Origin of the sequence: Roseomonas sp. TAS13 (assembly GCF_001950415.1) — a bacterium.
Lineage (GTDB): Bacteria > Pseudomonadota > Alphaproteobacteria > Acetobacterales > Acetobacteraceae > Roseomonas > Roseomonas mucosa.
Genome location: NZ_BDLP01000149.1, coordinates 1 through 10512, shown reverse-complemented (window position 1 = coordinate 10512; position 10512 = coordinate 1). Strand labels below are relative to the sequence as shown.

Below are 10512 nucleotides of genomic sequence, written 5' to 3'. Positions count from 1 at the left end.
GCGCCAGGGCGGGCAGCAGCGAGGCATGGCCGCGCGGCCCGTCCTGCACCCGCCGGGCCAGCACGCGCCCATCCTCCCGGATCAGGGCGGAACACCGCGCCAGCGCGCCATCGAGGGCGAGGACTCTCATCGGAAGACCCGGAGCGGAAGAGGGCAGGGGAGCGGCGGCATCATGGCGCCGCCTTATAGGCGATTTCCCGGCTTCTGCCGCCCGCCTCGCGCCTCACCAGCCATGCCGGGGCCGCCGCTCCAGCATGGCCGCCAGCATCAGCCCGCCGACCAGCGAGACATGCTCCAGCGCCACCGTCAGGTCGCGGAAGGCCTCCTCACCCGACTTCGCCCAGAAGGGATGCGCGACGGGAATGGTCAGCAGGGTGAAGACCGCCAGCGCCCCCGCGGCGAGCCAGACCTGGCGGTTGAGGATGATCAGCGCCGAGGCGCCGATCTGCAGCAGCAGCACCGCCAGGTTCACCGCCCAGCCGGGATGCAGGCCGAACCCTTCCATCAGCGCGGCGCTGGCCCGGAAATCCAGCAGCTTCGCCAGCCCGCTGCTCCAGAACACCAGGGTCAGCAGCAGACGCGCCACCCATCCGAAGTTCCGCGCATCCAGCAGCCCGGCCACGAACCAGGGCATCGTCCGGCCCGCGCGGGCCGGCGCCGGGCGCGGCGCGGCGGGCAGGCTCCGTTCCACCGGATGCACCGTCCCCTCCCGGACGATCCCCTTCCCTTCGAATCCTGGCATGGCCGGCTCCCTCTGCTTGTGCCGGCATCCCGTCTAGAACCTTAACCATGGTTGAGGTCAATCCCCCTCCCGCTCTCCCTCAGGGGCGTCTTCCCCGTCGCCCAGCAGGAATCGCGGCCCCGCCCCCTGCGCGCCCAGCCGGTCCCCCGGATTGCGGAGCGGGCATTCCGCCAGCGACAGGCATCCGCAGCCGATGCACCGGGTCAACTGGTCGCGCAGCTGCACCAGACCGTCGATCCGCGCCTGCAGCATGGCCCGCCAGGCGGCGCTGAAACGCGCCCAGTCCGCCGCATTGGGCATATGGTCGTGCGGCAGGTCCGCCAGCGCCGCACGGATCGTGGCGAGCGGGATCCCCGCCCGCTGCGCGATGCGGATGATGGCGATCCGCCGCAGCACCGCCCTGGGATAGCGCCGCTGGTTGCCCTCGCTGCGCCAGCCCTCGATCAGCCCCTTGGATTCGTAGAAATGCACGGTGGAGACGGCGATCCCGCTGCGCCGCGCCACCTCGCCAACCCCCAGCACGGCGGGCCGCCCGCCCCGCGTGGCGCCCGGTTCATGCCGCGGTCCACCCCCGGGCCCCTCCGCCGGGCCGTCCCTCCGGGAAGGCGCGGAACCCCGTCGCCGGTCCTTGTCCATGATCCGGCTGATACCCTCTCCGCGCGCCACGGGCGAGGGAAGGGGGGACCGGAGCCGCCCCTCCTCAGCCCCTCAGAGATCCAGCTCCACCAGCACCGGCACATGGTCCGAGCACTGCGCCCAGTTCCGCGCCGGCTTCAGCACGGTGTGTGAGCGCAGCTTCCCTGCCAGGTCCTGGCTGACCCAGACATGGTCCAACCGGCGTCCGCGATTCGCGGCCTCCCAGTCGCGCGCGCGATAGGACCACCACGTGTAGAGCTTCTCCTCCGGCGGCACGAAATGCCGCAGCGCATCGTGCCACTCGCCCGCCCGCTGCCAGCCGGCCATCGCCTCGACCTCGACCGGCGTGTGCGAGACGACGCCCAGCATCTGCCGGTGCGACCAGACATCGTGCTCCAGCGGCGCGATGTTCAGGTCGCCCACCAGCACCGCCCGCTTCGCCGCGCCGCGCCCGGCGGTCCAGGCGGTGATCTCCCCGATGAAGTCCAGCTTGTGCGCGAATTTCGGGTTGGCCTCGCGGTCCGGCGTGTCGCCCCCGGCGGGCACGTAGAAATTGTGCAGCTCGACCGCCCCGCCCTCGGCCTCCACATCCACGCCCAGATGTCGGCAGTCGTCGCGCGAGCACCAGTCGGGCTCGCCCTCCCGCAACCGCAGGGGGCGGCGCGACAGCACCGCCACCCCGTTGTAGCCCTTCATGCCGCGGATCAGCCGGTGGCCGAAGCCCAGCGCCTCCACCGCCTCATGCGGGAAATGCTCGTCCGGCGACTTCGTCTCCTGCAGGCAGAGCACATCCGGCTCCAGCGCATCGACGAGCTGACTCAGCAGCGGCGCCCGCAGGCGCACGCTGTTGATGTTCCAGGTGACGATCCTCAAGGCAGATCCAGTACCGTCCGCTCAGACGATGACCGTGCGCACCGTGCCGACGCCCTCGATCGAGCCCTCCAGCACATCGCCCTTCGCCACGGCGGCAACACCCTCGGGCGTGCCGGTCATGATCAGGTCGCCGGGGGCGAGCTCCACCAGCCGCGACAGGTTGGCGATGACCTCGGGCACCGACCAGATCATCTGGCCGAGATCGGAGACCTGCCGCGTCTGCCCGTTCACCTTCAGCTCGATGCGCCCGCGCCCGGGGTCGATCCCCTGCGCCGGCACCAGCCCGCCCATCGGCGCGGAATGATCGAAGCCCTTGCCCATGTCCCAGGGCCGGCCGGTCTTCTTGGCGGCGTTCTGCAGGTCGCGCCGGGTCATATCCAGCCCCGCGCAATAGCCCCAGACATGCGTCAGCGCATCGCTCTCGGCGATGTCCCGGCCGCCGGTGCCGATGGCCACCACCAGCTCCATCTCGTGGTGCAGGTCCTTGGTCGCGGGCGGGTAGGGCATGTCCGCGCCGCCCACCAGCACCGCATCGGCAGGCTTGGTGAAGTAGAAGGGCGGCTCGCGGTCGGGGTCGGACCCCATCTCCCTTGCATGCTCCGCATAGTTCCGGCCGACGCAGAAGATCCGGCGCACCGGAAAGGACCCGCCGCCGCGAACCGGGAGGCTGGGCTGGGCGGGCGGAGCAATGACGAAATCGGACATCAACGGGCGGGCTCCTGCGAGAGCGGAGGGTCGGGAAGGCGTCAGCTTAGAGCAGATCGCCGGAAGACGGCATCGTCCGGACGCGGGAATCTGCCCTTCGAACGAAGGGCCTGGAGTATCCACGGAAAGGGATGAAAAGTGCCGGCCCCCGCTCCAGGCCGGGCCGAAAGCCATTCGTGGCCATCGTCCGCACGTGCGAAGACATCCCGCAGGCGCAGGACGTCATTCTTCTCCCCCGGGGGGAGAGTGGCGCCCGGCCAAGGGGGGGAGGCCGGGCGCCGTTACTCTAGACGACTACCGATCGGAGTCTTGGTCGGGCGAGCCGGTAGGGGGAACCAGCTGCCGCTGGCGCGAGTAGGCGCCAGCAGCCACACTCTAGCGCCTTTCAGGCCATGAATGCAAAAGGAGTTTCTGACTCACGCGTCCCCCGCAGGGCTCGCGTTCCGCCGCGCGCCGCGCCTTGCCCGGCCGGCCAATCCCGCTGGGCGGTCCCATGGCCTTCCCCAATATTCTTGCCACGGGGACGCAAGGCCGTCACTCCGCCGCCAGTAGCCGCCCCCGCGACTCGCGCTGCCGCCGATAGGCCACGGCTGCCGCCCCGAAGGACTCGAAGAGCCGCCGGCTCAGCGCATCCTCCCGCCAGTCATATTCCGGATGCCACTGCACGCCATAGGCAAAGCCCGCCGCCTCGCGCACTCGTGCCGCCTCCACCGTGCCGTCCGGCGCCCAGCCCTCCGCCACCAGCTCCGGCGCCAGCTTCGCAACGCCCTGGTTGTGCAGGGAATTCACCGGAACAGCGGCGAGCGGTGCCGCCAGCCCCTCCCAGATCCGCGCCAGCTCCGAACCGGGCGCCACCCGCACCGCATGCGCCTTGCCCGTTCGCACCCCGGGCAGCGCCTGGTCCGCCGGCGTGGAGTGGTCCATGCGCCCCGGCAGGTCCTGGATGCGCTGGTCCAGCGTGCCACCCATGGCGACGTTCAGCTCCTGAAAGCCGCGGCAGATCGCCAGCAGCGGCACGCCCCGCGCCAGCGCCCCGCGGATCAGCGGCAGGGTCGTGGAGTCGCGGTGGACGTCCTCCGGCGTCCCCTCGCAATGCGCCGGCCCGCCATAGAGGTCCGGGCAGACGTTGGAGCGCGATCCGGTCAGCAGGATTCCGTCCAGGTGCTGCAGGATCTCCAGCCCCGCCGCCTCGCCCGAGGCCGGGATCAGCACGGGCGCTCCGCCCACCGGCCCCAGCACCACCTCCGGATAATGCGCGGAGGCGGCATGGTTGGGCATGGCGAAGACGCCGAAGGCCTTCACGCAGCAGGAGATGCCGATCAGCGGGCGCATGGGGTCTCCTCGACATGATCTGCCTGGCCGCCCAGGCGATGATGAACCCAGCGGCGACGGCCGGGCCGCCAGCCCCGGCGGCGCAGGGCGGCATCCCGCGATCCTGCCACCGGATGGGCCGGAGAGAACCAAGCAAACGTCATGCCTGCCATCATCGGCGCCGCATCTGCTCCTTTTCCAGGAACTGCGGGTCGTTGAACTCGAACAGCGACGAATCGAACCGGCCGCCGGTCTCGATCTGCGATAGCGTCACCCGGGTCTCGTGCCGCTGCGCGTCCACCACCACCCATTGCCGCAGCTCCATCGGCTGCTCCGCCAGCACCAGCGTCAGCGTCCCCTCGGCCGGGGAACGGCTGGAATAGAGCGTGACCCGCAGGAAGCCGCCGGACCGCTCCACCCGCGTCACCGTCACATCCCCCGACAGCCTCAGGTCGGCGCGCAGCAGGAAGGCGAGCGGCGTGGCCGAGGTCGGCACCACCGTCGGCTGCCCCAGCTCCCGGTCGAACTGCATGAACTGCCCATGGCTCGCCACCAGCAGCAGCGGCTCGGGCGGGTCGTAGTCGAAGCGCATCCGCCCCGGCCGCCAGATCCAGGCCGTGCCCTCCGCACTCGCCCCATTCCACGCGACCTGCAGGAACCGCGCCTTCAGCGTGGTCATGGCGTTGAAATAGGCCTCGACCCGGCGGAGATCCGCCTGGTCCCGCGCGGACAGCGCCGCGCCCTGGGCCAGGGCGGGCCGGATCAGGCCCGGCACCAGCGGCGCGGCAAGGAGGAGAGGGGCGGAGAGCAGCAGGCGACGTCGCGACATCCCCCGCATGTGGCGGAAGAAGCGCGGCGGAAAAAGGGCCCCGCCGTGACACCGATGCGTCACATGCGGCGGACGCAGGGCTCGGTGCGACCACTGGCCGCGTCGCGCCGTCCCCGGCGGCCAGCCGCCGGGGGGCCTTGGCGCCAGGGAAGGCTCAGTCGGCGAAGAGGCCCACCGGCGTCCCCGCCACGCCAAGCCCCTCGATCTCCAGCAGGCTGCCCTCGACCGGCCCGTCCCCGTCCTTGCGCAGGCTGGTGACGTAGAGCGTCCGCAGGCCGGGGCCGCCGAAGCAGGGCATGGTCGGCGATTTCACCGGCAGCTCGATGCTCCGGTCCAGCGTCCCGTCCGGCAGCCAGCGGTTCAGCACTCCGGCCGAGACGCCCGCGGACCAGTAGCCGCCCTCGGCATCCACCGCCGCGCCATCCGGCCGCCCGGTCTCGTTGGCCACATGCGCGACCTCCCGCGCCGGGCCGACCCGCCCCGTTTCCGGATCGTAGTCGCTGATCCAGATCCGCGCCTGCCGGCTGTCGGAATGCCACAGGGTCCGCCCGTCCGGGCTCCAGGCCAGTCCGTTGGACACGATCAGGCCCTCGCGCAGCCTCTGGTGGCTGCGGTCGGCCGCGACCGAATGCAGCGCCGCCCCCGCCACCTTGTCCGGCGTGTCGTCCATCGAGCCCACGAGGAAACGCCCCTCCGGGCTGGTCTTGCCGTCATTCAGCCGGTTGCGGGGATGGTTGGGCTCGACATCGGCCAGCAGCTCCAGCCCGCCGCTCTCGGGGTCGAGGACATGCACCCCGTTGCGCAGCGAGACGAGCACCCGCCCCGAACGGCACAGCCCCATGGAGCCCACGTCGGAGGGCATGGTCCAGCTCTCGATCTTCTGCCGGCGCGGGTCGGTGCGGTGGATGGCCGGGCGCTGGATGTCCACCCACCAGAGATGCCCCGTCCGCGCATCCCAGACCGGGCTCTCGCCCGTGGTGGTGGCCGGCGGCACATCCAGGATGCGGATCTTCGGTTCGTTCATGGCGGTGGCCTCCCTGTCCCCGGCGCGGCGGCTCGATATCTCGTGATGTTAACACGCGAGCCTCCGGAATCCTGCCAGGATGCGCCGGCGACGTGCCGATGCGAAGGTGCCGCATCCGGGTTCCCGGTTGCGATGGCCACGCGACACCGGATCATCGGCCATCCGCGCGCCATGTTGGTTTCGGGGGAAACACAATCGGCGAGGGGGAAAAGTTGCATTCACGATCTTGTGAGAAAAGGCATGAGTTCCGGCTCCTTCCGGGGCGGCGTATGCCATTCGGGCTAGGGGGATAACGATGCACGCGAACGTAGATTCCACGCCAAACCGTCGATCCGGTAGTGAGGATACTAATCATGTCCGGAGCCTTGCTTTCACTTCGCCCGCCGCATGCCGGACGGGCCAAGTTACGCCACCGGCCATGACGGGCGCGCGGACGGGATCACCGTCCCGGACCGGCCTGCGCTTCCTCCTGCTGGCCGGCTGCGCCGTCTCCCTCCTCGCCGCCGTTCCGGCCCGAGCCCAGTCGATCGAGGACCTGAAGGCGCAGCTCAACCTCCTGCAACGCCGCATCGAGCAACTCGAGCAGGAGCAGCGCCGCTCCGCCCGCCGTGATGCCGAGCAGCGCCAGGCCGCCCGCCGCAGCCAGGCCCAGCCCCCGGTCGCGGCCGCCTCCGGCCCCGCCCCCTCCGGTGCGCCCCCCTCGCAGCAGGCCCAGGGCCTGGGCCGGGCCCCAGTCGCCACCGGTTCGATCCAGTCCCAGCAGTCCCAGGGGCTGGCGCAGACCACGAACCAGGCCCCGCCCCAGGTGGCCTCCGCCCTGCCCGTCCAGGCGGAGCAGAACAACGACCCGCTGGCGCAGTGGCGCGGCTCCTTCCCCGGCTCCTTCCGGGTCCCGGGCACCGACACCTCGGTCCGCCTCTACGGCTTCGCCAAGCTGAACATGTCCGGCGACTTCGGGCCGCGGAACCGCTCCGACACCACGACCGGCTCCTCCATCCCGCTCTCCCATGGCGCCAACGGCGCCCGCTCGGATGGTGATTTCCAGGCCAGCGGCCGCCGCTCGCGCATCGGCATCGAGACGCGTACGCCCTTCAGCGAGAGCTTCGGCGAGATCCGCACGCAGATCGAGATGGACTTCCTGGGTCAGAACAGCGACCTGACCACCCAGGCCACCAGCAACGCCTATACGCCGCGCCTGCGCCAGGCCTTCGCCGAATTCGGCCAGTTCCAGCCCGGCGGCTGGGGCACCGTGCTGGTCGGCCAGTCCAACTCGCTCTTCTCCGAAGGCCCGCTGCTGCCGCTGCAATGGCTGAACGACTGGACGGCGCTCGGCATCGGCAGCGTCCGCCAGGCCCAGCTCCGCTACACCCACCGCTTCGCCAGCGGCTTCAACATCTCGGCCGCCATCGAGAACAGCTACAGCGACGTCACCTCCGCCACGGGCACCAGCTATCCCGACAGCAACGGCGGCGCCGGCTTCGGCATGAGCCACGTGCCCGACTTCACGCTGCAGGCCCTCTACCAGGGCGACTGGGGCTTCGCCGCCCTGCGCGGCGTGGTGCGCGAGGTCCGCATCAGCAACGAGGGCGCCACCAACCGCGCGCAACGCTACAGCGACAGCGATGTGGGCTTCGGCATCGGTGCCACCGGCGCGGTCAACCTGTTCGACAAGCGCCTGATCCTCGCCACCAGCCTCAACTACGGCAAGGGCCTCGGCCGCTACCTCGACGGCACCTCCGCCGGCTACAGCGCCGTGACGAACTATGGCCTTTCCGCCTCCCAGGGCGGCGGCAACGAGATCGACATGGTCGAGATCATGGCCGCGATGGTCGGCGCCCAGTACAAGTGGACCGACTCCCTCCGCTCCAATGTCAGCCTGCACGGCGTGCGCCTGAACTACCCGAGCTACGTCCGCTACTTCTCGGGCTGCGAAGGCACCTCCGCCACCTCCAGCGCGGTCTGCGACGGCGTGAACCGGGACATCTGGGCCACGGCGGTGAACCTGATCTGGAGCCCGGTGAAGCCGATCGACCTCGGCATCGAGTACACCCATGTCGAGCGCACGCTGCAGCAGCAGGACATCTATGGCGCGCGGGGCGGCAAGGCCGACCGCATCCAGGCCTCCGCCATCGTCCGCTTCTGACGCCCGCCCCACACGGCCGCCGGCCCGCGGAAGCCAGGACTTCCGCGGGCCGGCGTCAGTGCAGATCCTGCGTGTAGATGAAGCGCGGCATGTTCCAGTTGAAGCGCAGCGCCAGCAGCCGCAGCGCGAGGCCGAAGCCCATGGCGGCGAAGAGCACCGCGTCGTGCGGCAGCGCCATCGCCTGCCCGCCGATATAGGCCCCGCCGGTCAGCACGGAGACGCTGGCATAGAGCTCGCTGCGGAACAGCAGCGGCACGTCGTTGCAGAGCACGTCGCGCAGCACGCCGCCGACGCAGCCGGTGATCATGCCGGACATGATCGCCACCGGCACGGACAGGCCCATCGCCATCGCGATGTTGCAGCCGATCACCGTGAAGACCACCAGCCCGACCGCGTCCAGCAGCAGGAAGAGCCGCCGCAGCGAGTACATGAAGCGCGCCAGCGGAATGGTCGCCATCGCCGCCACCGCGGTGACGGCGAGCAGCGCCGGATTTTCCACCCAGGACAGCGGGTACCGCCCGAGCAGCACGTCGCGGCACGAGCCGCCGCCCAGCGCCGTCACCGAGCCCAGCAGGCAGACCCCCACCCAGTCCATGCGGCGCCGCCCCGCCGCCAGGGCAGCGGTCATGGCCTCCGCGACGATGGCGACGAGGTAGAGGACGTGCAGCAGCATCTCGGCCTTCCCGGTGGCGTTCCAGTCCCCTCATGGCCGATCCTGCCCGGCCCCGCCACCACGCGGCCCGCGAACCATCGCCTCCGCCGGCTGTTCCTGCGTGGTGTCCGGCGGCGACCCGCCCGGGGGAAAGGCGCCGCCTTTCCCGCCGGACCCCCTCTCCGCCAGGGACCGGAGCGGTTCCCCCCGGACCCCGGGCTTTCGTGGGTTCCGGTGGCTGCCGTCGGCCTGACATCCGATCCCCGGGAAGCAGGTGGGGACGCCAGGCCTTCAGGCCGGCAGGAATTCCGGCACGGACAGGTAGCGTTCGCCGGTGTCGTAGTTGAAGCCCAGCACGCGCGACCCCGCCGGCAGTTCCTTCAGCTTCGCCGCGATCGCCGCCAGCGTGGCGCCGGAGGAGATTCCCACCAGCAGCCCTTCCACGCTGGCCGAGCGCCGGGCGTAGTCCTTCGCCTCCTCCGCCGAGACCTGGATCACCCCGTCCAGCAGGTCGGTGTGCAGGTTCTTCGGGACGAAGCCCGCGCCGATGCCCTGGATCGGGTGCGGGGCCGGCGCGCCGCCCGAGATGACCGGCGAGGCCGCGGGCTCCACCGCGAAGACCTTCAGCCCCGGCCATTCCTTCTTCAGCACCTCGGCGCAGCCGGTGATGTGCCCGCCCGTGCCCACGCCAGTGACCAGCGCGTCCAGCCCTTCCGGGAAATCCGCCAGGATCTCCCGCGCCGTGGTGCGCACATGCACCTCGATATTCGCCGGGTTCTCGAACTGCTGCGGCATCCAGGCGCCCGGCGTCTGCGCCACCAGCTCCTCCGCCCGCGCGATCGCGCCCTTCATGCCCTTCTCGCGTGGCGTCAGGTCGAAGCTCGCACCATAGGCCTGCATCAGCCGCCGCCGCTCCACCGACATGGATTCCGGCATCACCAGGACCAGCTTGTAGCCCTTCACCGCCGCCACCATGGCCAGCCCGATGCCGGTGTTCCCCGAGGTCGGCTCGACGATCACCCCGCCCGGCTTCAGCTGGCCCTCGGCCTCGGCGGCCTCGACCATGGACAGCGCGATGCGATCCTTGATCGACCCGCCCGGATTGCCGCGCTCCGACTTCACCCAGACCTCGGCCTGCGGAAACAACCGCGCGAGGCGGATATGCGGCGTGTTGCCGATGGTTTGCAGCACATTCTCGGCCTTCATGGGCCCTTCTCCTCGGCTTTCCGCCCACCGGGCCGCGCATCCGGCGCAGCTCCGTCGGGCATCCCGGTGACGGGGGTGGCGGAACCGGCCCGGACTTGTTCCGGCGCCGGTTCCGATACCCTGTTCTGGCGTTGCGTCCGATCATGGCGGCGCCGGGCGGGAATTCAACCGGAACAGCGGGCGACCATCGCGAAATCCGCCTTTCCCTGCATTCCCGCGCGACAATGGCGCCAGCACGGCCACATAGCCGTCGCGCCCCGTGGCCAGGACCACGCGCCGCACCTGCTCGCGCGGCTGCGCCGGGTCCACCGCGCCCGCTTCGGCCAGCACCGACCAGAGGGACGGCCCTTCCACCACGGGTGCCTGTCTCTTGATCACATCTACGCACAGC

The 10512-nt window shown here is 70.8% G+C and carries 11 protein-coding genes; 1 reads left to right on the top strand and 10 read right to left on the bottom strand.

All coding sequences use genetic code 11. The features are described 5' to 3' along the window. Positions 1-223: 223 nt before the first annotated feature. From ROTAS13_RS12920 to ROTAS13_RS12890, 7 genes are all read right to left on the bottom strand, one after another. Positions 224-742 (bottom strand): DoxX family protein, encoded by a 519-nt coding sequence (locus ROTAS13_RS12920; RefSeq protein WP_226945999.1) that lies wholly within the window; start codon positions 740-742, stop codon positions 224-226. A gap of 57 nt (positions 743-799) precedes the next feature. Further along, on the bottom strand, positions 800-1264 hold the full coding sequence (gene soxR / locus ROTAS13_RS12915) for a redox-sensitive transcriptional activator SoxR (protein WP_019462794.1): 465 nt from the start codon (positions 1262-1264) through the stop codon (positions 800-802). Between the two features lie 186 nt (positions 1265-1450). After that, positions 1451-2251, bottom strand: a complete 801-nt coding sequence (locus tag ROTAS13_RS12910) for an exodeoxyribonuclease III (protein ID WP_019462793.1) — start codon at positions 2249-2251, stop codon at positions 1451-1453. A gap of 21 nt (positions 2252-2272) precedes the next feature. Continuing rightward, complete coding sequence (locus ROTAS13_RS12905) at positions 2273-2956, bottom strand: fumarylacetoacetate hydrolase family protein (protein ID WP_019462792.1); 684 nt, start codon at positions 2954-2956, stop codon at positions 2273-2275. A 534-nt stretch (positions 2957-3490) separates the two neighbouring features. Then, positions 3491-4288: a gamma-glutamyl-gamma-aminobutyrate hydrolase family protein gene (locus ROTAS13_RS12900; protein WP_027297493.1), complete on the bottom strand. Its 798-nt coding sequence runs from the start codon at positions 4286-4288 to the stop codon at positions 3491-3493. Positions 4289-4439: 151 nt separating this feature from the next. Beyond that, positions 4440-5096, bottom strand: coding sequence for an outer membrane lipoprotein carrier protein LolA (locus tag ROTAS13_RS12895; protein ID WP_019462790.1), 657 nt, complete (start codon positions 5094-5096; stop codon positions 4440-4442). Positions 5097-5250: 154 nt separating this feature from the next. After that, positions 5251-6120 carry an SMP-30/gluconolactonase/LRE family protein gene (locus tag ROTAS13_RS12890; protein ID WP_019462789.1) on the bottom strand — a complete coding sequence of 290 codons (870 nt, stop codon included), beginning with the start codon at positions 6118-6120 and terminating at the stop codon, positions 5251-5253. 418 nt (positions 6121-6538) lie between these two features. On the opposite strand from ROTAS13_RS12890, the gene ROTAS13_RS12885 reads away from it, so the two are divergent. Then, positions 6539-8263, top strand: coding sequence for a DcaP family trimeric outer membrane transporter (locus tag ROTAS13_RS12885; RefSeq protein WP_019462788.1), 1725 nt, complete (start codon positions 6539-6541; stop codon positions 8261-8263). A 55-nt stretch (positions 8264-8318) separates the two neighbouring features. Here the strand turns inward: ROTAS13_RS12885 and ROTAS13_RS12880 are convergent, their stop codons facing one another. From ROTAS13_RS12880 to ROTAS13_RS27175, 3 genes are all read right to left on the bottom strand, one after another. After that, complete coding sequence (locus tag ROTAS13_RS12880; RefSeq protein WP_371329190.1) at positions 8319-8933, bottom strand: trimeric intracellular cation channel family protein; 615 nt, start codon at positions 8931-8933, stop codon at positions 8319-8321. Positions 8934-9206: 273 nt separating this feature from the next. Continuing rightward, complete coding sequence (gene cysK, locus ROTAS13_RS12875; protein ID WP_019462786.1) at positions 9207-10121, bottom strand: cysteine synthase A; 915 nt, start codon at positions 10119-10121, stop codon at positions 9207-9209. A 141-nt stretch (positions 10122-10262) separates the two neighbouring features. Beyond that, a partial coding sequence (locus tag ROTAS13_RS27175; RefSeq protein WP_216348647.1) for a hypothetical protein occupies positions 10263-10512 on the bottom strand: 250 nt, incomplete at its 5' end.

Bases quoted from the DNA above. Each gene is read 5' to 3' on its own strand.
- ROTAS13_RS12920 (WP_226945999.1), bottom strand. From the start codon at position 742: ATGCCAGGATTCGAAGGGAAGGGGATCGTCCGGGAGGGGACGGTGCAT.
- ROTAS13_RS12905 (WP_019462792.1), bottom strand. From the start codon at position 2,956: ATGTCCGATTTCGTCATTGCTCCGCCCGCCCAGCCCAGCCTCCCGGTT.
- ROTAS13_RS12900 (WP_027297493.1), bottom strand. From the start codon at position 4,288: ATGCGCCCGCTGATCGGCATCTCCTGCTGCGTGAAGGCCTTCGGCGTC.
- ROTAS13_RS12895 (WP_019462790.1), bottom strand. From the start codon at position 5,096: ATGTCGCGACGTCGCCTGCTGCTCTCCGCCCCTCTCCTCCTTGCCGCG.
- ROTAS13_RS12890 (WP_019462789.1), bottom strand. From the start codon at position 6,120: ATGAACGAACCGAAGATCCGCATCCTGGATGTGCCGCCGGCCACCACC.
- ROTAS13_RS12885 (WP_019462788.1), top strand. From the start codon at position 6,539: ATGACGGGCGCGCGGACGGGATCACCGTCCCGGACCGGCCTGCGCTTC.
- cysK (WP_019462786.1), bottom strand. From the start codon at position 10,121: ATGAAGGCCGAGAATGTGCTGCAAACCATCGGCAACACGCCGCATATC.